This is a genomic window from Pseudomonas kitaguniensis (assembly GCF_009296165.1).
In the GTDB taxonomy this organism is placed as follows: domain Bacteria; phylum Pseudomonadota; class Gammaproteobacteria; order Pseudomonadales; family Pseudomonadaceae; genus Aquipseudomonas; species Aquipseudomonas kitaguniensis.
In genome coordinates, this window is record NZ_VUAZ01000003.1 from 116,153 (window position 1) to 140,849 (window position 24,697).

Genomic DNA, 24,697 nt, shown 5'->3' on the forward strand with positions numbered 1-24,697 from the left:
TACTCCCTCCCTGCTCAGCGCCGGGCCCTGTATTGGTGCAGGCTTGTCCGGACGTCCAACACATCCTATTCACTGCGAACAATGCACCTCCATTCATAGTGTCCGCCCCCGGTGAGTCGACTCTCACTCTCCAAAAAGGATACTGGTAGTGGTCAATGAGACCAGACACCCATTTAGGCGAGAATGCTCGCCAGATCGAGGTGTCAGATGACCAAACAACGTCGTTCGTTTTCTGCTGAACTCAAACGCGAGACTGCACCCCGTGCTCAAGCAAAACTACAGCTACATCGAAGCCCGTCGTTCACTTGGCGTCGGGGAGTCGGCCCTGCGCCGTTGGGTCGACCAGGTTCAGAAAGACCGCCAAGGCGTCACCCCGCAAAACAAAGCGCTGACCCCGGAACAGCAAAAAATTCAGGAACTGGAGGCCCGGATCGCCCGCCTGGAAAGGGAAAAATCGATATTAAAAAAGGCTACCGCGCACTTGATGTCGGTGCGCAGTCGTTACTCAACTCGCGGCCTGATCAGCAAGCACCCGGCGGAATCCCGTCCTTGTTGAAATCCTTCAACCTCTCCTGCTCTTCCTCCGTGGCATGTGCCGGGGTTTCCTGTTCGGGCTCTTGGTTCTTTTCTTCAGTCATCGCTACGTCCTCCGGGTGATACATGTTTTGGCACCCGACGGCATAACCAGTTCAAAAATAAGTGGTCGCAATGAAACTATTGCGCCACCCTTATCATTTTGGTTTCCCCACCCAACATCCCAATTGGCTTGGGCAACACCCATGCTAGCATCGAGGCATAACTAGAAACCCAGCTGCCATTGCCCGCCCCTTTCCAAACTGCCCCGTTTAACAACGCGCTGCGTCGTTTGCATCGCGCATCGATTGTTTCTACAACGAGAACGAGTGAGCACGATGGAATCTTCCGACGACTATTCATCCTCTCGCGTGCCGATGTCGGCACGCGGTTCGCTGTTTGCCATCAGTCTTATCCGCATTGGGGCAATGACCTCGCTGGGCCAGTTTATGGTCGGGGCTACGCTGGGGCATTCGATGACGTTTGGTCAGGCGTTATTGGCAACGTTCATCGGCAGCCTGTTACTCGAAATTGTCAGCTTGGGGCTGGGAATTGCCGGGGCGCGCGAGGGTTTATCGACAAGTTTGCTGGCGCGCTGGTGCGGCTTTGGGCGGGTGGGCTCAATTTTGGTGGGCGTGGTGATTGCCCTCAGCCTGCTGGGCTGGTTTGGGGTGCAGAACGCGATGTTCGCCAAGAGCCTGAACTACGCCTCCGGTGGCGTGCTGGGGTTTGGGCTGGCTTCGTGTATTGCCGGGGCGACGTTGTCGGGGTTGGTGGCGTTCGGCTTCCGTGCGTTGGGCTGGACAGCGAAGATCGCAGTGCCGCTGTTTTTTGTGGTGGTGCTGTGGTCGCTTTACAGCATTTTGGCCCACCCAACGGCCGCAGAGTTGTTCCCGGGCACGCCCTTGGGCACCGCGCTGACCTTGGGCGCTGGCGCCAGCGCGGTAGCCGGTGGCTACATCGCGGGGGCCTTGGTGACGCCGGACTTGACGCGTTATTGCCGCAGCGTGAGCGACGCGGTGTGGGTAACGCTGGCGTCGCTGGTGGTTGGCGAGTTTATCGTCAATACCATCGCCATCCTCATCGCGCATGCCCTGCAAACCGATGATGTGGTGACCATCCTGACCCAGACATCGGGCTGGGTTGGCTTGCTGACGGTGATTTTGGCGACCATCAAAATCAACGACTTCAACCTGTATTCCTCATCGCTGGCGATGGTCACGAGCCTCGAAGGCCTGTTCGACAAGCGCATTAGCCGAGTCATGTTGACACTCGTGCTCGGCGCAATCGGCACGCTGCTATCAGTGCTTGGAATCCTCGACCGTTTTATCGATTTTCTGATTGTGCTCGGCGTTATCTTCCCGCCAATTGCCGGGGTCATGTTGGTGGATTACTTCGTGTTAAAAACCCACCGCCAGGCCCTCGACGAGAGCCGCGCGTTGGGCCTGCTACCGGCGGCCACGGTGAATATTGGCTGGCCAGCATTATGTTGCTGCGCCTTTGGTGCCGCCGTGGGGCTTTTGCTCAACCACGGGATTGCGTCATTGAATTCACTGGTGGCAGCGGCGTCGGCTTACTGGCTGGTGGGTTTGGCCCGCCAACGATTTATGACCATGGAGCGTGCTTGATGCGATTACTCGATGAACAAGCGATTGAGCTGATCACTGTCGGCGCCTCGATCCTGGCCGCTGGTGGTGGCGGCGACCCGTATATCGGCAAGCTGATGGCGCAACGGGCGATCAAAGAATGCGGACCGATCCGCTTGATCAGTGTGGACGAATTGCACGACGACGATTTAATCCTGTCGACCGGCATGATCGGTGCGCCGACGGTGATGATCGAGAAAATCCCCAACGGCCAGGAAGCGCGTAAGGCCTGTGAGATCATTGAGCAGATTCATGGGCGTAAGGTTACGGCGATCTTCCCGATCGAAGCGGGTGGCCTCAATTCCTTGCTGCCACTGGCAACGGCGGCCCGTCTGGGCTTGCCGGTGGTTGACATGGATGGCATGGGCCGTGCCTTTCCCGAGTTCCAGATGACCACCTTTCACCTGGATGGCGTCAACGCCTCGCCTTTTGTTGTGGTCGACGAAAAGCTCAACAGCGTGCTGGTGGAGGCTGACGATGGCCTGCGCACCGAGCGATTCGCCCGCGCGGTGTGTGCGCGCATGGGCGGCGCGGCTATTTTTGCCGGTTACCCGATCACTGCTGCCATTGCGCGACGCTCCGGCATACACGGCATTCTGAGTTTCGAGCAGCGTATCGGCGAAACCCTTGAGCACGCCCGGTCAAGCGGCACACCGGCACTGGGCGCACTGCTCGACTTGCTGCAAGGGCACGTATTGTTTCGAGGCAAGGTGACCGAGGTGGACCGGCGTACCGAGGAAGGTTTCTCGCGCGGGGTCGCTTACTTCGACGGGATTGGCGCCGACAAGGGCGAGCGTTTCGACATCGCATTCCAAAATGAATACCTGCTGGCGCGCAACAACGACCGCGCCTTGTGCATCACCCCAGACCTGATTTGCGTACTCGATGAAGAAACCGGCCTGCCGTTATTGGCCGAGCGGCTGCGCTACGGCGCGCGCGTGGTGGCGATCGGTATTGCGGCCAATCCAAAATGGATGACCGCCAAGGGCATCGACGTCGCGGGCCCGCGTTACTTCAAATACGGCCTGGATTACGTACCGCTGGCCACCCTGGTGGCGGGCAAGGGAGCGCTGTCATGAGCTATCGGATGGGTATCGATGTAGGCGGAACCAACACCGATGCGGTGTTGCTCGACGAGACCGGCCAGGTGATCGCGCAGACCAAGGAGCCGACGACTGCGGACGTCATGTCGGGTATTGAAGCCGCCATCGCCACGTTACTCGGTGCATCCGGTGTGTCGCGAGAGGCGATTACCCAGGCGATGCTTGGCACAACCCAATGCACCAATGCGATTGTCGAACGCAAGGCGCTGAACACAGTGGCGCATTTGCGTCTGGGTGCGCCCGCAACGTTGGCGATTCCGCCCATGGAGGGCGTACCCGATGACTTGCGGGCGCTGCTCGGGCAGCATTTGTTTATGCTCGAAGGCGGGGTCGAGTACGACGGCAGTTGCCTGTGCGCGCTCAACGAGCAGCAGATCCGCCGGCACCTGCGTGACGTGCGCGGCCAGGTAGATGCGATTTCGGTGTGCGGCGTGTTCTCGCCGGTGTCGGCGCATCAAGAGTTGCAGGTCGCGCACTGGGTCAAAGAAGAACTGGGGGATATTCCGGTGTCGCTGTCGCATGCCATTGGCTCGATCGGCTTGCTTGAGCGCGAAAATGCTTCGATCCTCAATGCCGCCCTGTTTCGCACTGCCCGAACCACCGCAGCCGCTTTCGTCGAGGCCTTGAAGCGCCATCAGGTCAACGCCAAGGTGTACTTCGGTCAGAACGACGGCACGCTGATGACCTTGGAGCATGCGCTGGCCTACCCGATCTTGACCATCGCCTCCGGGCCGACCAACAGCATTCGCGGCGCTTCCTACTTGGCAGGGCTGGAGCACGCGTTGATTATCGATGTTGGCGGAACCACCACCGACGTCGGGATGCTCACCGACGGTTTCCCCCGGGAGTCTTTGATTGCAGCGCAAATTGGCGGCGTGCGAACCAACTTCAGGATGCCGGACATCGCGTCCATCGGCTTGGGCGGCGGCACCGTGGTGCATCGGGTGGGCGAAGGCGGCTTCCAGATAGGGCCAGACAGTGTTGGCTACCGCTTGACGCGTGAAGCCCTGGTGTTTGGTGGGCAAACCTTGACCATTACCGATATCGCCGTCGCCAAGGGGCTGGCCGATATTGGTGATCGCCGACGGGTCAGTGACTTATCGGCGGTATTGGTAGAGCAGGTGTATGAACGTTACGTGGCCATGGTCGAAGCAGTCATCGATCGCATGAAAACCAGCAGCGCGCCGCTGCCAGTGGTACTGGTGGGGGGCGGCGCAATTATTTTGCCGACGCACTTGGAGGGCGCCTCGCAAATCATCCGGCCAGAAAATTTTGGCGTCGCCAATGCCATTGGGGTCGCCATTGCCCAGGCCAGCGGGGAAGTCGAGTTGATCGTGTCGCTGGAGCACAAGTCGTTGAACGCCGGGATCGATGAGGCGGTGAATCAAGCCATCGCACGCGCCATTTGCGCCGGTGCGATCGCGGACTCAGTCACCGTGGTGGACCTTGATACGATGCCGCTGGCCTACATGCCCGGCAACGCCGTACGCATCCGGGCCAAGGCGGCGGGGTCATTGGGGGCGTGAATAGATGAGAACAGAACGTAAAACCGAGCGGGTGCTGGATCGCATCGACCTGAACATACTGCAGCATCTGCAAGAAAACGCCCGGCTGCAAATGAAAGACATCGCGGAGGCGGTTGGCCTGACCTCGGCCCCGTGCATCGACCGTGTGCGGCGCCTGGAAAAGAACAAGGTAATCACCGGCTACCACGCGGTGATTGACCCCGTGGTGCTGGACCTGAGCATGTTGGTGTTTATCGAAATCACCCTGGCCGACAACGCAGGCGACCGTAGCAAGCAGTTCAAGCGCGAACTGGCGAAGATCCCAGCGGTACTCGATTGTTACTGGGTGTCGGGGCGCTACGACTACTTGATCAAGGCTCGGCTGCGCGACATGGCGCAGTACCGCGCGCTGCTTGGCGAGGTATTGCTACGCTTGCCGGGCGTCAAACAGGTGGACAGTACGGTGGTGATCGAAGAAATACAGACCGCTCACGGACTGCCCATCATTTTTTAGGCCCGCAGGACGCTTCTTTGCCCTTCAAGCACTGCGCACTGCCCCACAGGGCCAGGCAAACAAGATCCATCGACACCGGTAAACGAATCGTTTATAAGCCATGCCAGCGGCGACTGAGCTGGAAAACGCCGTAGTGTAAAAAGATGAATGGACAGTACCGGAAGAAACACCCATCGATGGAACACAAGGAAGCAATGATGAGCACGACAGAACAGGTGCAAGCGGCAGGGACACACAAGCCGAAATGGCAAGAGCGTTTCAATTTTTTTGAGACCTACGGCCCGCCGAACGACCCGCGACACAAAGCGGCGCTTAAAGCGTTGCCGACCTTTGGTAAAAAGGTCTTGATCAACGCGAACGTGATCGCTTTTTTCTTTGGCCCTATCTACCTGTTCGTACTGGGCCTGTGGAAGAAGAACCTGGCGCTGCTCGGCATCATGTTCCTGGTGTATATCGCCGTGAGCGTCGTCTTCGCGATCTTCGACATGGAGCTTCCGAGAGCGCTGGATAACGGTATCGGTCTGGGCTTTTCGTTCATGTACGCAGTGCTGACGAACTATGCCTACTACCTTAAAGAGGTGAAGGGGCAACAGGGCTGGAACCCGTTTGAAGGCATGCGCCTCTGATCGACACTGCATCGCTCAACAGGGCTGTTGCGGCGAGCGGGCGTGTCGAGTTGTCGAGCCTATGCCTTTGAAAAGAACCACATGACGAATATGACGGCGCTGATCCAGACGAGCGTCAACAAAAATGAGAGACCTGCAAGCCGCTTGTCCATATTGCCCCGTCGACAAATTCGTTGATCGCAATACGATTGCAAAGGGCAAGCATAGTTCAGCAGGCGGTTTTTTCCTGGCGGCAGACACTCACACTCACCACCGCACGCCCAATATAAAAAGCGGCGACTCATTACTGAGTCGCCGCTTTTTTATTGGCGTAAGCGTTGCCTAGAGCATCGGTGAATGGCTGACCACTCGCAACGCCAGGCCTTCATACGCGTCCAGCGTGATGGTGAACTCGCCGTCGGCAGTCAGATCGCCCTCGACGCGCTCGTTGATGATGTCCACCACCGGCCCTGGCGCGATGTCGGGCAAGTGCAGGGTTTCGGTGATCGCTGTAGCGCCAAAGTTCAGGGCGGTGATTTGCGTGCCTTTACCGGCCGGCAGTTCGTGAACCATGATCAACAAGCCTGGGTTCTCGACCTCCGGCACCAGAATCTGGCGGCTGGCGGCGATGTCGTATGCGCGGCGCACTGCGAGAATTTTTTGCAGTTGCGAGGCAAATGACTGCGGGTCTTGCAACTGGCTGTTGAGGCTGCCGTACAAAGATTTGGCGCGCGGCATCTGCCCCGCCGAACACTCTGCGTGCGGGTTCAGGTCGACCAGGTCATAGGCACCGCGATGAACCCAACGGGTGTCGCCATCCGCCATCAAATGCGCTACGTCATCGGCGGCCAGCGGCAACGCGCCGACCAGGTCCCAACCCGACAAGGCAAACACGCCGGGTTGCATGGCGTTGTACATCGCCAACAACAAATGGATCTGGCGGATTTGCTCTATGTCCGCCGGTGTAATCGCGTCCAGGTCACGAATACCCAGCGCTGCGGTGATGATGCTGGCCGTGGTGCAGGACACGCCGTTAGTGACGAATTTCAGGTTATACGGCGCATGTTCACCGGCCAGACGTTCGTACATCTGTTCGCGGATATGCTCGCGCAGGATGCTGCCGGGGAAGGTCTGGCCCTGGAAGAGGTAACTGTCGTGAGCGTGCAATGTCCAAAAATGCACCAGCTCCAGCGTCATCTCATCGTGGTTCTGCAACGCGTGAATCAACGAGCCGGGGTCGATGCCCTGGCTGTGCATTTCGCGCAGCATCAGGCGCAGAAACTCCGTGTCGCCCATCAGCAACGCATGTTGATACGCGGCCGGGTGATGAAGTCATAGGACAGGTCGGCGCCGCCGTGGGACATCGCGGCAATGTCGTCAACCGTGAGGTTCAACTCCTGAAAGCTGAAACCGCCGGCCTTGCGAATCGCACCGCCGAGCAACTGGTTGCCGGTGATCGACAGCGGGTGGCTTTCTGACCAGGCGGTGCCGTCCAGCTTGCGCTCCACGCCAAGGAAGCCGTTGGCGTCAAGGCGCAGGATCTTCGCGCCCATCACGTCAATCGCATGCAAGGCGTCGCCAATGATCATCTGCTGCGCGGCGAACGAGGGGTCCAGCCAGTTGAGCGACGGCTGGCCTTCCTTGAAGTAATGCAGGTACACCCAGCGGCGCGGTTTGCCATCGACGCCCACCACCACCGCAGTGGCGCTCCAGTCGGTTTCCTTGACGCCGGGCTCGAAAAAGATCACCCGTTGCAACTGGCCGACAATGTAGTGCTTGTCGCGCAGCGCATCGACCTGCAAGGGGCTGAGGTTCTGCGCATCACGCCCCTCGGCCACATCGGGCAGCAACGGCCAGTCTTCCTCGCGTATTTCGACCATGTGGTATAGGCCGGGATAGTCCTCATACGCCATCTCGGCCAAGCGAAAATCTGCGCCCTTGCCGGTGTGGGACGGGATTACGTCGTCGATGATCACCGCGTTGTGCGCGGCGGCCATGCGCGTCAACGCTTGCAACTGCGCCTCGGTGCCCAGTTGCGGGTCGATGTCGAAACTGATGCGGTCAAAATTGCCGTCGATGGTTGGCGTATGCCGAGTACCGGAGAGGCCCCCGGACTTTTTCAGCGGGCCGTTGTGAATGCCCTGGATGCCGATTTTCGACAGCGCATGCCACAGGCTCTCATCGCCCAACGCCTCCAGCACCGTGCCGTTCTCACGCGTGACAATCGAGGCCGGGTAGGCGGTAAACCACACCGAGGACAAGGCTGAAGCATCACGCGGCCGAGTGTGCGCATATGGCTGTTGCCACAACCGCCCCTGCCCCGAGTAGAGCTTGGCGCGTTGGCGCGCCGCGTTGAGCATCGATTGTTGCACCAGCCAGTTCACATGATCGTTGTCCGCCGCCGTCATAAGCCTACTACCTGTGGTCGTGAAAAGGTTACTCGTAAGCATAGGAGCCGCAAGCGGGGCTATTCGTTGCATCGCAATGCGCTTAACCAGGCAACTGCCGATACTGCATGGGCGTAAACCCGGTCAACGCCTTGAATTGGCGGGTAAACGCGCTGTGGTCGGTGTAGCCACATTGCAGCGCCACCTGGGTGATCGGCAACGCGCTGCGCAGCAACCGATGCGCGTGTTCCAGGCGCACTTTCTGGATCATCTGCCGGGGCGTCAGGTGGAAGATGCGGTTGCAGTAGCGCTCCAGCTGCGCCACGGAAATGCCGGCGACCTGGGTCAGCTCAGCGAGGCTGATGCGCCGGCTGAAATGCGCGCGGATGTAATCATCGACAGCCGCCAGGCGCTGGTACGCCGGATGGGTTTGGCTGGCCGATTGCAGGTCGACCGAGATACCCGCCAGGCCGATGATGTGGCCTGCATGGTTGTACAGCGGCGATTTATGCGTGAGGCACCAGCCGGGTTCGCGGCTGCCGTAGAGGTGCAGTTCAAGCTGATCGTCCAGCACCTCGCCGTGTTGCAGCACACGCAGGTCCTGCTCGGTGTAACCCGGGCCAAGTTGCGCGGGGAACACCTCGGCGCTGGTCTTGCCGAGCAACGGTTGCAGATGTTTAAGGCCACAGCGTTGCACCAGGGTGCGGTTGGCCAGCACGTAACGCGCGTTGATGTCTTTGATGAAAATCGTCGCATTGGGGATCACATCGAGCATCGGCAACAACTGCGCGACCCCGGCCAGTAGCTGCTCGATGCTGTGCGGGCGACTCGCCTCACTGCCTTGGCAGAGGGTCGTAAACACGCTGTGCAACATGCCTTGCACCCCACATTTTTCAGGTTGACTGCGAGTCATCGTGCCGCACGCCCGTAGTGCTGTCGAGCGCGGCAAACTGTGCCGATTTCGTCACTCAAGCGAACGCAAACCATCAATCGTTGGCGCACCGATCGGTTCACGCTGTGCGCACTGCCTGCCTTGCGAATAACTCACAAAAAGGCGACAAAAAAAGTGCCTGAGCCCTTCCCCGCCCGCTGCACGGAGCCTGTTATGAAACGCCTGCACGTCATTGATTCGCACACCGGCGGTGAACCCACGCGCCTGGTGCTGACGGGTTTCCCCGAGCTTACCGGCGCGAGCCTTGCCGACAAACGCGACAACCTGCGCGACGCACATGACGCATGGCGCCGCGCCTGCCTGCTGGAACCTCGCGGCAATGACGTTCTGGTCGGCGCGCTGTACTGCGAGCCGGTAACGCCAGGCGCGACGTGCGGGGTGATCTTCTTCAACAATGCCGGTTACCTCGGCATGTGTGGCCACGGCACCATCGGCCTGGTTGCCTCGCTGCACCACTTGGGTCGCATCGAACCCGGCGTTCATCGCATCGACACGCCGGTGGGCGCCGTGACCGCGACGCTGCACGCAGACGGCGCCGTGACCTTGCGCAATGTGCCCGCCTATCGCTATCGCCAGCAGGTGCCGGTGGACGTGCCAGGTTATGGCGTGGTGCACGGCGACATCGCCTGGGGCGGCAACTGGTTTTTTCTGGTGTCGGAGCACGGCCAAACGCTGCACATGGACAATGTTGACGCCCTCACCGACTACACTTGGGCGATGCTCAAGGCCCTCGAAGCCCAAGGCATTTACGCGGCGGATGGCGCGGTGATCGACCATGTTGAGCTGTTCGCCGACGACGCCCAGGCCGACAGCCGCAACTTTGTGATGTGCCCCGGCAAGGCCTACGACCGCTCGCCCTGCGGCACCGGCACCAGCGCCAAACTCGCGTGTTTGGCCGCCGACGGAACACTCAGCCCTGGCGCCTCGTGGGTGCAAGCGAGCATCACCGGCAGCCTGTTCCAGGTCCACTATGAATGGGACGGCGACCGTGTAAGCCCGTTCATTACCGGCCGCGCCTACATGACCGCCGACAGCACCTTGCTGATCGACGAGCAGGACCCTTTCGCCTGGGGCATCTGAGCCCGCACTTTACTTTCACCGAACGTTGCAAGGAGCTAGCGCCATGCAAAACGCCATCTTTACCGGTTGCATCCCCGCGTTGATGACCCCGTGCACGCCTGAGCGTCGACCGGACTTCGACGCTTTGGTTGCCAAGGGCCACGAGTTGACCGAAATCGGCATGCGCGCCGTGGTGTATTGCGGCTCCATGGGTGACTGGCCGCTGCTCACCGAGGCCGAGCGCCAGGAAGGCGTGGCGCGCCTGGTGGCCGCTGGCGTGCCGACCATCGTCGGCACCGGCGCAGTCAACAGCCGTGAGGCGGTCGCGCATGCTGCACATGCCGAAAAAGTCGGCGCGCACGGCTTGATGGTGATTCCGCGCGTGCTGTCCCGGGGCGCCTCGACCACCGCGCAAAAGGCGCACTTCTCAGCCATCCTCAAGGCCGCGCCGAACTTGCCGGCGGTGATCTATAACAGCCCTTATTACGGTTTTGCGACCCGCGCCGAGCTGTTCTTTGAACTGCGCCGCGAACACCCGAATCTGGTCGGCTTCAAGGAGTTCGGCGGCGCTGCCGACCTGCGTTACGCGGCAGAGAACATCACCGCGCAGGACGAAAACGTGAGCCTGATGGTCGGCGTCGACACCCAAGTGGTGCACGGCTTCGTTAACTGCAACGCGACCGGCGCGATCACTGGCATCGGCAACGCGCTGCCACGCGAAGTGTTGCACCTGGTGGCCCTGAGCAAACAAGCTGCCAATGGTGACGCCAAGGCCCGCCGCCTGGCCCGCGAGCTGGAAGCTGCGCTGGGCGTGCTCTCGTCTTTTGACGAAGGCTGCGACCTGGTGCTGTTTTACAAGCACCTGATGGTACTCAACGGTGACCAGGGTTATGCCCTGCATTTCAACCCAACCGATGCGCTCAGCGATGCCCAGCGCGGTTACGCCGAGCAACAGTACACGCTGTTCCGCCAGTGGTACGCCCACTGGTCGGCCGAGCTTGAGGCCTAGGCCATGCCCGACACTCGCAGCGCCGATATAGCCGTCGTCGGCGCCGGTATCATGGGTGTCGCCTGTGCCTTGCAATTCGCGCGTCAGGGCAAGCGCGTGGTGCTCATCGACCCGCAGGCACCCGGCATGGGCGCCTCGTACGGGAATGCCGGGCACCTGGCGACCGAGCAGGTTTTTCCGATTGCCGATGCCTCAATCCTCACGCGGCTGCCCGCCATGCTGATGGACCCCATGGGCCCGCTGCGCCTGGACTGGCAATACCTGCCCCGCGCCCTGCCCTGGTTTGCGCGCCTGCTGTTGAACCTGCGCCCGGCGAACTACCAGCGCACGGTGGCGGGCCTACGCGCGCTCAATGAAAGCAGCCTGGGTGCCTGGCAACGCTTGCTGCGCTCAATTGATCGCGCGCACCTGCTGCGCGAAGACGGCTCGCTGCTGGTGTTCGAGCGTGCCGAGTCACGTGGAGCGATCGATGCGCTGCGCCAGCGTATGCAACAACAAAACGTCGCGGTGGCGTTGTGGTCGGCCGATGCGCTTCGCACGCTGGCGCCGCAATTGAGCGATGCGCTTCAAGGCGGTCTGTTTTTCCCGAGCACCGGGCATTTTCTGGACCCCTACCAAGTGGTCTGCGAGTTGGTCAGCGCAGCCAAGGCCGAAGGCGTGCAGTTGCTCAAGCAACGCGTGCTGGATGGGCGGCTGCAGGCGGACGGTGTGTCGCTGATCACCGACCAAGGCTCGTTTACCGCACGCCAGGTGCTGATCGCATGCGGCGCCCACTCGGCCAAGCTCACCGCGGCACTGACCGGCAAAAAAGTCCCGCTGGACACCGAGCGCGGTTACCACCTGATGCTGCCGCACGAGCACAATCGCCTGCCGTTTGCGGTGACGTCGTTCGAACGCAAATTCATCATGACGCCCATGAGCGCAGGCCTGCGCCTGGCCGGCACGGTTGAGTTCGCAGGGCTCAAGCGGCCGGCGAATATGCAACGTGCCTGGCAGTTGCACCGGCTGAGCCAGGGCTTGTTTCGTGAGGACCTGAGCGCGGAAGGCGCGACAGCGTGGATGGGGTTTCGGCCGTCGTTACCCGACTCGCTGCCGATTATTGATCAGGTGTGCGACGGCAGGGTATTGCTTGCGTTCGGGCACCAGCATTTAGGCTTGACGCAGGCGGCGGTGACGGCGGAAATGGTTGCGCGGTTGGCGACTTCAACGCCGTCGTCGTCGCCTTATCGACTGGACCGGTTCTGATTAAACCCATCGACCGAGCTGTTTAAGCGCGGGTTTGGGATGCGTTTAACAGCGCATCAGCCATCTGTTGAATCTCATCGCGCATCCACAGCTTCGCCAACCAGCCCGCCGGAATGCCTTGCACAGCGTAGTACGCCCCGGCCAACTGGCCCACAATGGCTGCGGTGGTGTCCGCATCATCACCCAAATTTGCAGCGGCGAGCACGGCATCAGCAAAGCTGTCGGTGTGCTGGAAGCACCAGAACGCAGCCTCCAAAGACGCCACCGAATACCCGGAACCGGTGATCTCATCGCGTGATTTATGGCGGTACTCGCCGCCTGCGATGGCAATGACTTTAGGCGCGGTCAAGCCACCGGCAGACAGGCTCAAAACGTCATCTTTCGAGGCTCCGCTCAGGGCGTTGCTGATTGCGCACGCCAGCACCACACAGCACTCGATTGCCTCCTGAGCCGCATGCGTGGTGCATGAGCTTTTGATGGTAAATGTGCGGACGTTTTGCGCGTTGGGGAAGAAGTACAACACCACAGGCGCAAGGCGCATCATCGAACCGTTGCCGGCGGAATACGGATGTGTAGAACCGGCAAAGGGCTCGCCGCTTTGCTCGAATGTGGCCAATGCCTCACGCACGGTCATGCCGATATCAAAACATTCGCCGGTAGCGCTCAGGTAACCCCACTTCCACCAATTCAGGTAGCGACCCATTTGGTCTTTGGCGTCAAAGCCGCCCTTGCGCAACAGGCTTTCGGCGAGGCACAACGCCATCGACGTATCGTCCGTCCATTGGCCGGGTTTGAGCTTGAATGGGCCGCCGCCGAGCATGTCGGTAACCGGCGTAAACGAGCCGCGCGGCATGAACTCGACGGTGGTGCCCACGGCGTCACCGCAGGCCAAGCCGAGCAAACTACCGCGATAGCGGTCTGAAAGCGTAATAGACACCGGCGCTCCTTGATCAAAACGCGTGCAAAAAATGAGTCAACGGCGCCCATGCTACTTCACCCATCGCTTCTCCTTCGAGGGGCGATAGCCGAAATAGGCGCTGTAACATCGACTGAAATGACTCGGCGAAACGAACCCGCACGCCACCAGCACCTCCACCTGCGACAGCTCCGTATGCTGCAACAAGCGCCGTGCCTCGGTGACGCGTAATTCCAGGTAATAGCGCTGCGGTGTAGTGCCCAGTTGCTCCTTGAACAGCCGTTCGAGCTGGCGACGCGAGCGACCCGCGTACACCGCCAGTTGGTCCAGCGCCAAGGGTTCTTCGAGGTTGGCGTCCATCAGTTTCACCACCTCGCGCAGCGGCGCGCTGACGCACAGGTTTTCCGTGGGTTTAATGCGCCGGTAGCGCGACTCCTCGAAGGCCAGAATATCTTCAACGCCTTCGACCAAGGCTTTGCCATGCAGGCCTTTGATCCAATCCAACGCCATATGAAACGCACCCGACGGGCTTGCGGCCGTCAGGCGGTCACGGTCGATCACGTAAGGTTCGCTGGTCACCAGAGCGGCTTTGGACACCTCAGCCAGCGCCGGTCGATGTTCCGGGTGGATGGCGCAGCGGTAACCCTGCAACAGGCCGGCGCGGCCAAGAAACCACGCACCATTCCACAGCCCTGCGAGGCTTACACCCTGTTCGGCAGCGCTGCGCAATAGCTGAATAAACGCGTCATCGGCTTTGAGCTCGGTACGCAAGCCACCGCAGATCACCAGCAACTCCAGGGCCGGCAATGCCGACAGCTGCAAGCGTGCATCGGGGCGGATCACCAGGCCCAAGTCGCTGATCACTTCGCCCTCGCCGCAGCCAAACGTGCGCGTGGCAAACAGTTGAGGGCGCAACAGGTTGGCAGTGATCAGCGTATCGAGAGCCTGGGTGAAGGCTGGCAGGGAGAAGTGCTCAAGCAGCAAAAAGCCGACGCGGGTGACCGGCGACGGCTGCTGAGGATGTTCATTCAGATAGCGCAGGTTCTTGCCTTGCATGCCACCGCTGAACTGGCGTCTTTCCATTGAGGGTCAGCCCACGCTTATTGTTGATGCCGTGGGCGCCATCTTAGAGGATCGGGCTGCCGAAACGGCGAAAACGTGGCATCCAGTTATCCAGGATCTGTGCGGACGCCAACACATGATGCGCACAGCCGATCAACAACCGGCGATGCCCGGCGCGCTTTACCCTGGCAAAAGCGGCTCATTGCATTCGCAGGGTCGCATGAAGCGTACATCAAGGCTAAAAATACACCGCGCATCTGATACGGTTTTTTATTTGCCATCTGCATCTGTATTGAAAACCGCCAGGGGCGGACAATACGTCAATTCCCGACACCCTTGTCGAGCGCGGCAGGAACATTTCTGCCGTCCCCTTCCCTTCGGAGGCGTTATGACCAAGATGGCACTTTTTCTGTTCGGCTTTTTAGTGCTGACCATCGGCATTGGCTTGCTCGCGACCATCTCACCGGTTTAGGCACGCGTGATTCGACGCTGCCGGGGCATTGGCACAGCGTGCGCATCAAAGGCAGAATGGGGTTCTGCCACGCCATTTGGATCAGGATGACTTTTTGATAAACGATCTCGACGGTCCCAGAACCGCTCAGCAAGAACTGTTTTATGACCTGGAAGATGCCGCGGCTGTTATTGGATGGTCGGTGGTTGAGCTGACGGCCATGGCGGCCCTTGGCAAAACACCTGATGAAGCAGCGACGCTGATGAAAGTCTGTGCGTTGCTGGCTAATCAGCAGGAGAAACTTGGTGTGTATGCGGCTGAAGCCAAGGCGCAACGCATTAGAAGGTCTGACGTGGGCGATTGACGGTTGCGCGCGGCAACCGAGGAAAACACCGACGCTTTGAGTAGTTGCGTTCAAATTGAATTGATTCGGTCAACTACCCTGCTGGGGATCAGCTTTTCTTTTCCAGCCTGGCGCATAGACTCACCCTATTTCTTATAGTAAATCTTTGATGCACGTTTATCGGATGACCACAACACGTCCGCTATATTTAGTTTCAGGACTATTCGATCTGGAGAAACTGACTCAACAGCTTTAAGGAGCTTATAAGCTAACGTGTTATCGCCTGCTTGGGCAAGTGCATAACCGAAATCGTTATAAATGATGCAATTCGACGTATTGACAGGAAATTCTTTGTTTAATCGATCGAGCCTATCAGGGGCCAGATAGGCCTTGACCCCTGCATAGTCCTTGTCTTTCAAACGGGCCAGTACCACGTGGTGAGCCAGCCCTAACGAATCCGTAGGGTTACCCAACTCAAGTTCCGTCACTTTTTGGCTGGCGATTTGACGAGGTAAATACCACGCATAACTAATTCCACCCTCCTCCAGACTTCCCTCGTAACCAGAAAGCGCTTGAGAGAACGCAACATTTTTCTTAAGCAGACTTAGCGTGTCGCCCTCATATACAAACGTCTCATACTGAGTGCCATTCAAACCGAGTCCCGGATGCCGAACGGGCCATGCGCATGTAAACAAGAAGTACGTTTTTTTTGCGTTGACGATGAATGCATCTTTTAGCACCGCATTCCCACCTTCAGGCTCGCAGGTGTCGGGAAGGTTAAATTGGTTACCGTTTTTATCGACCAAAACAGCTGAAACTGTTTCGCCATCATTACCTATTACCTGTGTAAATTCTGCCTTTACTGCGTCATTGAAAGCAGGATGGAGGTCATAAATTCTATTTTCCGCGAGCGCGGCAACAGACCAGACCAATGATGCGGCCATTACAAGTTTATTCATTAATTAAGGCTCCCCCTGTCACAGTGAAAAATTTTTCAAAAAGGTCACTGTCTGCACGTGCTTTGCGCTTGTTCAGCACCCACCCACATCGTCACATAATAACCAGCCACGTATTTCTTTGCCCTTCACCGTTTTATATAAAATGGAAACCCACCCAGCCGAAATAGACTCTTGCATTACCTTATCCCCTTTTACCAAATACATTTTGGTCGGGTCTACAACGGTCATTGAAGAATATATCACTGCCTTACGAGCGACCGTCAATTCTGTCGGCAAGCCGCTCAGCCAGCGCTTGTAGCTTTTAGACTTTAACTTATCGATAATTGCACCACGCGCTTTGTACGGGTAGGTGTAAATAGACGTATCGTTGTCAGCCGCATGAATGACTACATCAGCACCGCTCCCGAAATAATCAGTGAGTTTTTGATCGAGCAGAAAATCTTTACCTTTTTGATGAAAGACCATAACACTGAAATATTCGCTGCCATAGCTGACGCCAGTAAATGCGCGAATTGGCGCACTGTGAATAATGAAAATCGTAGGGTTACCAGGCGCGACATCCGCTACAAAAGCATCTTCTACCACTCCTGGATCCGCAACGTACGGCAATCTGGCGATAAATTTTATCGCGCCTGTAGAGCAATCAATAAAACTAACGCCAATACCCATCTCCGGAGTTGATTTGCCTTCGTCTTCAAGCACTGCAACTGGACCGAAGACTAAAAAACCACCACCTACTGAAAGCGGAGGATACGATGCATCGCTTTTATCGGGTTCGCACGCGTAGGCAGGCGGCGCGCAAAGATAGGTAAAAAGAAATAGCGTCCCTGTAAACTTCAAATAACTATTCACCCAGCACACATCCAAAATGAGTATCCATAGATTTTATCATTGGCCGAGCAGACGAACCATTATCATTAATCATGCTCTGCATCCCTGTAGGTCTTTAATAGATTGGCATTTGAAATTGCATTCTTGCCTTACAGCGCTTCGCAACCTCGCCGAACAACGTATTAGAAAGCGCGCAATTTTGCTGAGCGTACGTCGCCCACAGAGACCCCAAATCAACATCGCCGGCCATGTATTTCACAGCCTTGGCGTAATCCATCGAAGCAGATGCCTTATTCACGATTGAAACCGCCTTATAAAATCCATCTCCAATCACGCCAGTCCGTAAATAGATAACTTCATTTAAACGAAAACTGGTTAGCTGAGTCTCACAAGACAAACTTTCTATCGGTGCTTCTGCCCCGGAAGCCGCGTTGTTTTCATCTTCGCAATAGCTATCTTTAAGCTTAATCCAGTTTTTCTGGGCAGCCAAGAGATCTGCTTTAAGAGGAGTATCAAGCTCAAGCATCAAGGCCTTGTATTGCTCATTCAGTAATTTATCGATCTTCTTATAGGCGACGCTTGAGCAATTAATAATATCCGCATTGGTTAAAGCAGTAGCCCCACACCGAGCGTCCGCGAACACGCAACCGATTGAAGCGTACAGAATACAAGAAATTACGCATACCCTGCCAACTACCATTAACGCTCGCATAACATTTACACCTTGACGAAATTGTCTGGAGTACCACCCATACGCTTAAAAAACGGTCGAAGGATACATGAAAAACGCGAATCTTTTGTTATCGCCTGACTTGGACACCCACTCTCCGCGGTATCCCTCACCGTCAGATGAGCCAGAAAACTCTGCACGCTCGGAAGCTTTACCCGAACTGAATTCTATGAGGTTAACCTTACCAGCCCCGATGCATCCGCCAAGCACAATTTTTTGCTGTGAGGTTCTGTAACTATACGCCCCGCGGCTGTTGCATCCCTGCTCAATGAGTTGACTAACAAACCACGCAGACTTAGAAACCCTTCCGATGTATGTCGTCGCAGGGTGACGAGACGACAAGGCACAATTTAAATAACAGGCCATCTGGAATAAATCCGGTTTATCCGAGTCAAAAAAGAAATAGGATGCCTCGCCGACTATTTTTTTATTCCGGTAAACTGGAATATCAAGATTAAGGGCGTCGCCATCCGCTGAATCAGCTGCACCTCTTTTCACTCTTAAATTATCCTGAGTCGCCTCTCCACAAAATGCTGCTACAACAGCGTCACTAAAGGCGACGTCGTTATTATGCACGGCTGCCTCACCGCTCCCGCGGCACTCGTAGCCGTACCATAACAGTACCGACTTCGAAGATAACGCTTGCGAAAAACTGTAAACCCTATCAATGACAATCTTTCGATCAATATAATCAAAAATTATCCACTGTCGCGCTTGCGAAGATGAAAAATCCAGGTGTTCAAGGATGTACCTATCACTGTATTTATAGAGCGAATTAGCACTCATCATTCCTGTGTTCTCAGAAACGACGGAGAGTTTATGTCCTGAAACCCCTTCAATCAAGAAGCCGCCGCTATCAAGTACAACATCACAGCTATTTGCGTTGTCCTGACCGACCGTGCAAGACTCGTGTTGTGGCAGCACCTTACCTGCAAATAAAAAAGTCGATGCAGACACGAGCAAAACAAAAACAATAAATTTCAATTGTCATTCCTTGTCAAAAAATCCATTAACTTACCTTACAGCTTTTAAAACGCTTGCACGGTCTTAGCGATTATCTATTCTTATAGCTGGCCCATGTTTTTCAATTGAATACGACCGACACCATGCACCTTTAGTTATCTTCACTAAATATCAAATTAAAGTCGCCATCATCAAAGCTATAATATCGAGTGCGATAGACACGCGAGACGGGCTCCTTGTTAACGCCAACCTCACCATCCTGGGTGAGTCCAGTTATGACTATCAATTTACTATCCACTTTATAATCAATATCAAATGACTCTTCGGTATCTTCATTATAGGCCAGATAAGCATTCGGCAGGCTTCTCACAACAACACCTTTCTTTGCGTCAATGACTTCCCCACACACTGAAGCGCCGCCGCAGTCGCCGGTGAATAAAATATAATGCCCTGCAAAATTCACGGGTTGTTTTGCAGCGGCCCGCCTTAAATCATTCCACTGTGCACCCGCGGTTTCGCTGTTAACTAACGGAGCGTTTTTTCCGGCATAAACATCGTCAATTTTATAACTTGAAAATTGTGGAGTAGCTGCGAATGCTGCCGAGCTTAACGGCAACAGCGAGAATAGTGCGCTAGAAACAATTTTATTGGCCATCTCGCTTAGGCGTCCTAAACACATAACCCCCCCTATCCTGCGTAATGTTGAGTACTATTACGAATCGGCGTCACAGCGCAACGAACAATCTTAAATTAACGAAGATAAACCAATCCACCTGGTCAATGCTTTTCCGTCTTTATTGATGTACGTGACTTTTAAAAAGCCGGCGCTGAATTTTAATAATTTAACGTCATCCCCTTTTACCAAGTAACTTTTTAGGCGTGAAGATTCTGATGAATCCGAATACAAATAAGCTTTTTCTTCACTCACCTTGGCATGCACACCTTCTTCTTTAAGCCTCAAAGCTCTGCCATCGAAAATATCATCAGCTTTGAGCTCCGAAAATTCCAATGACATGGGACGCACGCGCTCAATTACTTTTGGTGATGGCCATGCTTTGAAGCACAATCCTCATATTGCTCTGCATATTCTTTATCATAACTTAGTGCAACAGGCTCCTCAAGATCGGCCGATGAGTTAACTAGCAATTGGTCATTGATATAATATGTCACCCAGCCGACGATACCCTCACCCGAGGTTTCATAATTTAGCTGTGCAAAGACGCGCTCACCATCATCATTGTCAATCAACAAATTTACCTTGTCTCGAGTCGTATATCGAAAAGGGAAATTGCTGCTTCTCACCAACTCGGTCAGGTACCCATAACAACCTTCACTAAAGGAGCGCACATCTACCGTTTTCACGTTTTCTCCAGCTAACGCAGAACCAGTAACAATAGATAGCGACGTTAGAAACATTGCCTGAAGTTTGATTATATTTATGACCTTTAATTTTTTCACTTAAACGCGCCTCTTTAACAGCAGTAATTTAGATATGAGTTTGGTGAGCCGTTTGCGCGCTTACTTTCTAACAGTGCGGACAACCCAAAATAAAGCATGAGCTATTTTTTAACAATATTAATTAATAACAACTTGTTATTTAAAAACTCATAGTAGCGCTGTCTACTACCTTGATCTAACTCCTCGCCCTTCATACCCGTTTCCGTATCGGCGGCGACCCCAGTGATAATTAGCAATCGGCTATCTGGCTCAGACGCAGCTGAAAACGGGGCAGTGCCATCTTCCCCATCGATATAATAGGCATTAGGAAAGGACTCAACCACTTCGCCTGTTTTTACATCCAATATTTCACCACATAAGGTGCTCCCACCGCACCCAGTGGTATAGATGACATAATGACCGGCGAAGTTGACTGGCACTTTCAGCGCATTTTTTCGTACCTCCTCCAAATTCTTATCGCCCTGCGCTCCAGCCTTCAGCTTGTGCGCGCCGCGGTATACTTCGCTTACCTTATAACTGTCGAAGGCAAGCGGTGAAGCATAAGAAATTTCTGGCGCCAAGAAAAGCGTGATCAAAATCCAATAACGTGATGAAAAATAACTGTCCATGCGGTGATAACTCCATCAAGCGTTCATCATGTTTTGTGAGATTTTTCAAAATTTATACCATCACCAGCATACTACGGCAGTAGATAATGTATCTGGAAGTAGTCGCACGCCCTCTTGTTCGGCAGATGTAGGGCAAGGTATAGGTCAGTTTCGCCTTACTGACGCTGAATGACAGCACTTGCAGGCAACCCCCGAAGCCTCGCTTGGTCATGCCTGGTTGACCTTGGTCCCGCTAGCAAAAGTCATCCACTTCTGGTGCAACGATTAAAGCATTCAAAACGTTTAAGTCAAGAGCCGACAGGTGTGTTTATACGCTCTATCACCCTCAGGGGAATTTTTGATTTTTTATCTTTTAGCAACATAAGTTTTTTATATTCAACGTATTGTTTGACTGCTTCGTTTTTCTTATCGATTATCCAGTTTGAATCTGCCAAGTTTAACCAAGCTACGGCTCTGCAGGGATCGGCGCTTACGACATTATTTAGGAAGGTAATGGATTCCATAGCACTGTTATTCTGCTGTAGAAAAAATGCATAATCATTGATCGCAGAAATTACAACTCTCTCTACATCTTTATCCTTCAACCAAGATACGTCGTAACCATCTGCAAAACTCGAAAGCCTTGCAATTGCGTCCATAACTCTGCCGTCTTTAAACATCGCTAGGGCATCAGTATGAGCAATCTCCATCATTTCTGCGTAAAGATTTTTATATCTCCTATCACTAACGCCTATGTGTTGATATACATTAACCAAGCTACTGTCTAAACTACACAGCCCAACAAAATCCACATCATTTATAACTATTGCGTCAGACTGCATTTCAATACTAATACTTCTTCCCTGAGCCTGGCTTTTGTCATAGCTGTTGATCTCAGTCGTTACCGGCACTAGCTTACCTTCAAAGCCACCTTTGATAGCTAATAAATTCGCAGCAACCACACAACTACCAGCTGTCGCTTGTCCAAACTCATCACCCCCAGCAAAAACTAATATCGATTTATGGTTATCTGCCTCTGTGAGAACCGCACTTCCCGAGGATGACGCATACAATGAGAGGTTATTTCCAGCCATCGCCGAAACGGAAAATAATAATGCCGAAAAAGAGAATACAATGTTGAAGTGGATTTTCACTACGAGCCGATTCCTTGGATTTTTTAAAGTTCAGGTATTTCTCTAGCGGGAATTGTATTTTTATTATTAAGCTATCACAGGCTTTGCGGCATATCTCTATAGTACGCATGCGATTTAGCGGTTAGCGACAGCATTTAACAGCCGTTGGCGTTTGCGCATTGAATCCAGCCATTAATATACTTACCTTTCAACGTTTTATATACAATAGATAACCACCCGCTCTCGACAGTTTCCTGAGAAACGAGATCCCCTGGCACTAGATACATACTCGTCACCTCTGTTAAGACTGGAGATCTATAGAGTAGCGTTTTTTTGTTTATGACCAGATTCACCGGGTCGCCTGAACGCCATTTTCTATAGGACTCCGAGTTTAGTTTTTTCAAAATAGACACCTTGCTCTTGTACGGGAACGTATATATTAAGTCCTCATAATTTTCCGCTAAAATATCTGAACCATTACCAAAATATCTCGATAAACCTTCATCATATACATACCTATCCCCGTCATTTTTATAAATGCTTATCGTGTAATATTCCCCTGAGTATCTGACTCCGGTATCAGAACGAATTTCAACGCTATGAATCACAAATAAATCGTTGGTGCTTCCGCCATCAGTTTTATAGAGGAACGCGTCTCTGACTTTTCCTGTCTCAGCCAAATAGGGTAATTGGCCAATTGTTTTCCTGGAACCATCGGAGCAACTTAAAAAATTTATATCAATTCCTAATTCAGATGTCTGATTTTTATCTACCGATTCATTTTCGATAGGTGCAAAATCAAAAATTATTGCGCCTCCTTTGATAGGAATCGGCTCATAAGCTCGCTCTTTAGGAAAATCGCATGCAAAAGCGCCCATCGCAAAAAAATTCAACACCAACAACACCGCGGGCTTAATGACGTTCATACTATCTCCGAATACAATCCAAATTCAGTGGTCGATGGTGATCGAGATTGGCGCGATACCTAACGCCCGAAATGCTTTGGCTCACACATAATTACTGAGCTTTTAAATAGGCCTTTATCGCTGCTGCATTTTTATACTTAAAACTCTGCGGCACCCCACTTTGAAAACCTTCAATACCACCAAGCCGCCCATCAAACTCAATTAACTTGTTCGCAGACAGTGTGTTGTTAGATTTTTTATAATAGCCGAAGACTTGATAAAGTGTGCCGTACGTCCCATCGCCTCTGCTTGTTAACTCCCAAGATACCAACGTTAAAACATTGATTTTACCCTTCACGGGATAGAAAAATATTGACTCGACCTTCGGGCTAGACCCGGCCACATCGTATTTATCTACCAACTGCCTCGTCTTGACGCCATCTGCACCTATCACATCCAAGACTAACGAGACGGGGAATTCTTCATCGCCGGTTTCTAGAACAGATAATTCCCCCCCATCAACTACCGCTGTCTTATAGGGGCCTTGAATGAGTCGACCTTGCAAATATCGCTCATCAGCTTTTACTGACTCGCCAACAAAAAATAAAACCAAAGCGATTAAAACCATATAATGCCGCATTATAAAGACCCTTTTATAAAAATCGTTATACTCAAAAGGTAGACAAACACTCCCCCCACCCTACATTTATAATAACAATTAAATGATGTAAATCCATCTACATGTTGCGATCCTTTTAAGAAGCCTCATCAGCTATTTCCAGGCTTTTTCTCGCAGTTCATTCAGCTCTCGACTCAACGCGCTTGGGTATTTTCGCCCTGTTACCGTTTTGCATCATTGCATCGCGATACTCAGCATAATATAACTTGGCTTCATTTCGTTTACCCAGCGCCCACAGCGAGTCGGCGGTATTCAGTTTTAGCGGGATCCTACTCGGGGCAATATCTAACAGTTTCTTGTAAATTCGCATCGCAATAACATGCTCCCCCTCGTTTGCCAAGTAAAATCCTATGTCGTTTAACGCCGAGATATTTTGCTTTTGCGGGAAGCAGGCCATATAGGATTGAGCGCCCATAAACATCTCTGACTTAATCGCTTCTTTCCGAGACGTTTTATCAGCAATGTCAATAACTGCTTTGACTAAATCTTGCGGCGATATTATTTCGAGTTCGGGTTTAACTATTTCTCCGGCATCAGTGATCCACTCTCCAACCTTCCAACTTCCTGAACAAAATTGCGCAGGTAGAGTAAGCAATACACATCCGGACTGGAGAGAAATCATATCGCAATAATTTTTTTCTGTTGTGCTAATTTGCTCACCATCATTTAGCACCCCGAAAACCGATCGTTGCAAAACGACTAAGCTTCTATCAGGTGCAAGTGCGTCCGAACTTATGCCTGCGCCAACGCCTATATCGTTACTCAGAAAAGGATCGTAAATAGAAAAGCGAGTATTGGAATTTTCGTAGCTGACTTGCTGCCAAACTGAACTTTCAGCACGCCACCCACTAAACTTTAACTTAGCACCATTCGCTCCAACGAGGTCGAGGCCGTCAGCGAAAACCATGCTGCTAAAGCATGACAATACAACAGCATATTTGAAGCCGAAAATCTTAGAACTTTTCAATTTAAAGTTCCGTCTTAACGTTATCACCACGGGTATCTGGCGTACCGTGTCCGCCTAAGCCGTACTCATTCTGGCTGCGCGGGTATTTTGCTCGTTGCTCGAGTAGTCCTGTGCT

24 protein-coding genes and 3 pseudogenes are annotated in these 24,697 nt (G+C 54.0%); 10 read left to right on the plus strand and 17 right to left on the minus strand.

All coding sequences use genetic code 11. From position 1 onward, the window contains the following. Positions 1–207 precede the first annotated feature (207 nt). From F0169_RS00880 to F0169_RS00905, 6 genes and pseudogenes are all read left to right on the plus strand, one after another. Positions 208–484: pseudogene (locus tag F0169_RS00880) on the plus strand (transposase); the annotation flags it as partial. A 427-nt stretch (positions 485–911) separates the two neighbouring features. Beyond that, positions 912–2,201, plus strand: a complete 1,290-nt coding sequence (locus F0169_RS00885) for a cytosine permease (RefSeq protein ID WP_152745162.1) — start codon at positions 912–914, stop codon at positions 2,199–2,201. Beyond that, a complete protein-coding gene (locus F0169_RS00890) occupies positions 2,201–3,298 on the plus strand; it encodes a DUF917 domain-containing protein (protein ID WP_152745163.1) in 1,098 nt (365 codons plus the stop codon). The genes F0169_RS00885 and F0169_RS00890 overlap by 1 nt, the downstream gene beginning before the upstream one ends. Next, complete coding sequence (locus F0169_RS00895) at positions 3,295–4,848, plus strand: hydantoinase/oxoprolinase family protein (RefSeq protein WP_152745164.1); 1,554 nt, start codon at positions 3,295–3,297, stop codon at positions 4,846–4,848. Before F0169_RS00890 ends, F0169_RS00895 begins: the two co-directional genes overlap by 4 nt. 4 nt (positions 4,849–4,852) lie before the next feature. After that, on the plus strand, positions 4,853–5,341 hold the full coding sequence (locus F0169_RS00900) for an Lrp/AsnC ligand binding domain-containing protein (RefSeq protein WP_058414470.1): 489 nt from the start codon (positions 4,853–4,855) through the stop codon (positions 5,339–5,341). Between the two features lie 197 nt (positions 5,342–5,538). Then, on the plus strand, positions 5,539–5,967 hold the full coding sequence (locus tag F0169_RS00905; RefSeq protein WP_058414469.1) for a DUF2628 domain-containing protein: 429 nt from the start codon (positions 5,539–5,541) through the stop codon (positions 5,965–5,967). Positions 5,968–6,288: 321 nt separating this feature from the next. Here F0169_RS00905 and treS read toward each other — a convergent pair. Both treS and F0169_RS00915 read right to left on the minus strand, forming a co-directional pair. Further along, positions 6,289–8,354 (minus strand): annotated as a pseudogene (gene treS, locus F0169_RS00910) (maltose alpha-D-glucosyltransferase). A gap of 82 nt (positions 8,355–8,436) precedes the next feature. After that, the gene (locus F0169_RS00915) at positions 8,437–9,207 is read right to left on the minus strand and encodes an AraC family transcriptional regulator (protein ID WP_152745191.1); all 771 of its coding nucleotides are present in this window, start codon (positions 9,205–9,207) and stop codon (positions 8,437–8,439) included. Positions 9,208–9,438: 231 nt separating this feature from the next. Between F0169_RS00915 and F0169_RS00920 the strand changes: the two genes are divergently transcribed. The 3 genes from F0169_RS00920 to F0169_RS00930 are packed head-to-tail and all read left to right on the plus strand — an operon-like array spanning position 9,439 to position 12,598. Then, on the plus strand, positions 9,439–10,365 hold the full coding sequence (locus F0169_RS00920) for a 4-hydroxyproline epimerase (RefSeq protein WP_152745165.1): 927 nt from the start codon (positions 9,439–9,441) through the stop codon (positions 10,363–10,365). Positions 10,366–10,408: 43 nt separating this feature from the next. Then, positions 10,409–11,353: a dihydrodipicolinate synthase family protein gene (locus tag F0169_RS00925; RefSeq protein WP_152745166.1), complete on the plus strand. Its 945-nt coding sequence runs from the start codon at positions 10,409–10,411 to the stop codon at positions 11,351–11,353. A gap of 3 nt (positions 11,354–11,356) precedes the next feature. Beyond that, positions 11,357–12,598 carry an NAD(P)/FAD-dependent oxidoreductase gene (locus tag F0169_RS00930; RefSeq protein WP_152745167.1) on the plus strand — a complete coding sequence of 414 codons (1,242 nt, stop codon included), beginning with the start codon at positions 11,357–11,359 and terminating at the stop codon, positions 12,596–12,598. Between the two features lie 22 nt (positions 12,599–12,620). Here F0169_RS00930 and F0169_RS00935 read toward each other — a convergent pair whose 3' ends face one another. The 3 genes and pseudogenes from F0169_RS00935 to F0169_RS28115 all read right to left on the minus strand — a co-directional run. Next, positions 12,621–13,535: an ADP-ribosylglycohydrolase family protein gene (locus tag F0169_RS00935; RefSeq protein WP_172979287.1), complete on the minus strand. Its 915-nt coding sequence runs from the start codon at positions 13,533–13,535 to the stop codon at positions 12,621–12,623. Between the two features lie 51 nt (positions 13,536–13,586). Then, positions 13,587–14,570: a GlxA family transcriptional regulator gene (locus tag F0169_RS00940; protein WP_152745193.1), complete on the minus strand. Its 984-nt coding sequence runs from the start codon at positions 14,568–14,570 to the stop codon at positions 13,587–13,589. 70 nt (positions 14,571–14,640) lie between these two features. Further along, positions 14,641–14,742, minus strand: a pseudogene (locus F0169_RS28115) (signal peptidase I); the annotation flags it as partial. A gap of 400 nt (positions 14,743–15,142) precedes the next feature. Here F0169_RS28115 and F0169_RS00950 point away from each other — a divergent pair. Next, positions 15,143–15,391 (plus strand): hypothetical protein, encoded by a 249-nt coding sequence (locus tag F0169_RS00950; protein WP_152745168.1) that lies wholly within the window; start codon positions 15,143–15,145, stop codon positions 15,389–15,391. A gap of 125 nt (positions 15,392–15,516) precedes the next feature. On the opposite strand, the gene F0169_RS00955 is transcribed toward F0169_RS00950, so the two are convergent. The 12 genes from F0169_RS00955 to F0169_RS01010 all read right to left on the minus strand — a co-directional run bounded on the left by F0169_RS00955 (position 15,517) and on the right by F0169_RS01010 (position 24,582). Further along, positions 15,517–16,329, minus strand: a complete 813-nt coding sequence (locus F0169_RS00955) for a hypothetical protein (protein WP_152745169.1) — start codon at positions 16,327–16,329, stop codon at positions 15,517–15,519. Between the two features lie 72 nt (positions 16,330–16,401). Continuing rightward, positions 16,402–17,181 carry a YciI family protein gene (locus F0169_RS00960; protein ID WP_341869074.1) on the minus strand — a complete coding sequence of 260 codons (780 nt, stop codon included), beginning with the start codon at positions 17,179–17,181 and terminating at the stop codon, positions 16,402–16,404. 94 nt (positions 17,182–17,275) lie between these two features. Continuing rightward, on the minus strand, positions 17,276–17,872 hold the full coding sequence (locus F0169_RS00965; RefSeq protein ID WP_152745170.1) for a lysozyme inhibitor LprI family protein: 597 nt from the start codon (positions 17,870–17,872) through the stop codon (positions 17,276–17,278). A 45-nt stretch (positions 17,873–17,917) separates the two neighbouring features. Next, positions 17,918–18,874 carry a hypothetical protein gene (locus F0169_RS00970; protein ID WP_152745171.1) on the minus strand — a complete coding sequence of 319 codons (957 nt, stop codon included), beginning with the start codon at positions 18,872–18,874 and terminating at the stop codon, positions 17,918–17,920. Between the two features lie 130 nt (positions 18,875–19,004). Next, positions 19,005–19,508, minus strand: coding sequence for a hypothetical protein (locus tag F0169_RS00975; protein WP_152745172.1), 504 nt, complete (start codon positions 19,506–19,508; stop codon positions 19,005–19,007). Between the two features lie 90 nt (positions 19,509–19,598). Then, positions 19,599–19,868 carry a hypothetical protein gene (locus F0169_RS00980; RefSeq protein ID WP_152745173.1) on the minus strand — a complete coding sequence of 90 codons (270 nt, stop codon included), beginning with the start codon at positions 19,866–19,868 and terminating at the stop codon, positions 19,599–19,601. Positions 19,869–19,885: 17 nt separating this feature from the next. Next, positions 19,886–20,311 (minus strand): hypothetical protein, encoded by a 426-nt coding sequence (locus F0169_RS00985; protein ID WP_152745174.1) that lies wholly within the window; start codon positions 20,309–20,311, stop codon positions 19,886–19,888. Positions 20,312–20,412: 101 nt separating this feature from the next. Beyond that, on the minus strand, positions 20,413–20,919 hold the full coding sequence (locus tag F0169_RS00990; protein ID WP_152745175.1) for a hypothetical protein: 507 nt from the start codon (positions 20,917–20,919) through the stop codon (positions 20,413–20,415). 287 nt (positions 20,920–21,206) lie between these two features. Then, positions 21,207–22,052 (minus strand): hypothetical protein, encoded by an 846-nt coding sequence (locus tag F0169_RS00995; RefSeq protein WP_341869075.1) that lies wholly within the window; start codon positions 22,050–22,052, stop codon positions 21,207–21,209. Positions 22,053–22,186: 134 nt separating this feature from the next. Beyond that, a complete protein-coding gene (locus F0169_RS01000) occupies positions 22,187–22,957 on the minus strand; it encodes a hypothetical protein (protein ID WP_152745176.1) in 771 nt (256 codons plus the stop codon). Positions 22,958–23,048: 91 nt separating this feature from the next. Continuing rightward, positions 23,049–23,564, minus strand: coding sequence for a hypothetical protein (locus F0169_RS01005; RefSeq protein ID WP_241679026.1), 516 nt, complete (start codon positions 23,562–23,564; stop codon positions 23,049–23,051). A gap of 169 nt (positions 23,565–23,733) precedes the next feature. Next, a complete protein-coding gene (locus F0169_RS01010) occupies positions 23,734–24,582 on the minus strand; it encodes a tetratricopeptide repeat protein (RefSeq protein ID WP_152745177.1) in 849 nt (282 codons plus the stop codon). Positions 24,583–24,697 lie beyond the last annotated feature (115 nt).

What these genes read in the sequence shown, in the direction of transcription:
- F0169_RS00940 (WP_152745193.1), bottom strand. Translation starts at nt 14,570, where the DNA reads ATGCAAGGCAAGAACCTGCGCTATCTGAATGAACATCCTCAGCAGCCG.
- F0169_RS00980 (WP_152745173.1), bottom strand. Translation starts at nt 19,868, where the DNA reads ATGTCATTGGAATTTTCGGAGCTCAAAGCTGATGATATTTTCGATGGC.
- F0169_RS00965 (WP_152745170.1), bottom strand. Translation starts at nt 17,872, where the DNA reads ATGCGAGCGTTAATGGTAGTTGGCAGGGTATGCGTAATTTCTTGTATT.
- F0169_RS00930 (WP_152745167.1), top strand. Translation starts at nt 11,357, where the DNA reads ATGCCCGACACTCGCAGCGCCGATATAGCCGTCGTCGGCGCCGGTATC.
- F0169_RS00900 (WP_058414470.1), top strand. Translation starts at nt 4,853, where the DNA reads ATGAGAACAGAACGTAAAACCGAGCGGGTGCTGGATCGCATCGACCTG.
- F0169_RS00905 (WP_058414469.1), top strand. Translation starts at nt 5,539, where the DNA reads ATGAGCACGACAGAACAGGTGCAAGCGGCAGGGACACACAAGCCGAAA.
- F0169_RS00955 (WP_152745169.1), bottom strand. Translation starts at nt 16,329, where the DNA reads ATGAATAAACTTGTAATGGCCGCATCATTGGTCTGGTCTGTTGCCGCG.
- F0169_RS00975 (WP_152745172.1), bottom strand. Translation starts at nt 19,508, where the DNA reads ATGGCCAATAAAATTGTTTCTAGCGCACTATTCTCGCTGTTGCCGTTA.
- F0169_RS01000 (WP_152745176.1), bottom strand. Translation starts at nt 22,957, where the DNA reads ATGAACGTCATTAAGCCCGCGGTGTTGTTGGTGTTGAATTTTTTTGCG.
- F0169_RS00885 (WP_152745162.1), top strand. Translation starts at nt 912, where the DNA reads ATGGAATCTTCCGACGACTATTCATCCTCTCGCGTGCCGATGTCGGCA.
- F0169_RS01005 (WP_241679026.1), bottom strand. Translation starts at nt 23,564, where the DNA reads ATGGTTTTAATCGCTTTGGTTTTATTTTTTGTTGGCGAGTCAGTAAAA.
- F0169_RS00920 (WP_152745165.1), top strand. Translation starts at nt 9,439, where the DNA reads ATGAAACGCCTGCACGTCATTGATTCGCACACCGGCGGTGAACCCACG.
- F0169_RS00895 (WP_152745164.1), top strand. Translation starts at nt 3,295, where the DNA reads ATGAGCTATCGGATGGGTATCGATGTAGGCGGAACCAACACCGATGCG.
- F0169_RS00890 (WP_152745163.1), top strand. Translation starts at nt 2,201, where the DNA reads ATGCGATTACTCGATGAACAAGCGATTGAGCTGATCACTGTCGGCGCC.
- F0169_RS00990 (WP_152745175.1), bottom strand. Translation starts at nt 20,919, where the DNA reads ATGGACAGTTATTTTTCATCACGTTATTGGATTTTGATCACGCTTTTC.
- F0169_RS00915 (WP_152745191.1), bottom strand. Translation starts at nt 9,207, where the DNA reads ATGTTGCACAGCGTGTTTACGACCCTCTGCCAAGGCAGTGAGGCGAGT.
- F0169_RS00925 (WP_152745166.1), top strand. Translation starts at nt 10,409, where the DNA reads ATGCAAAACGCCATCTTTACCGGTTGCATCCCCGCGTTGATGACCCCG.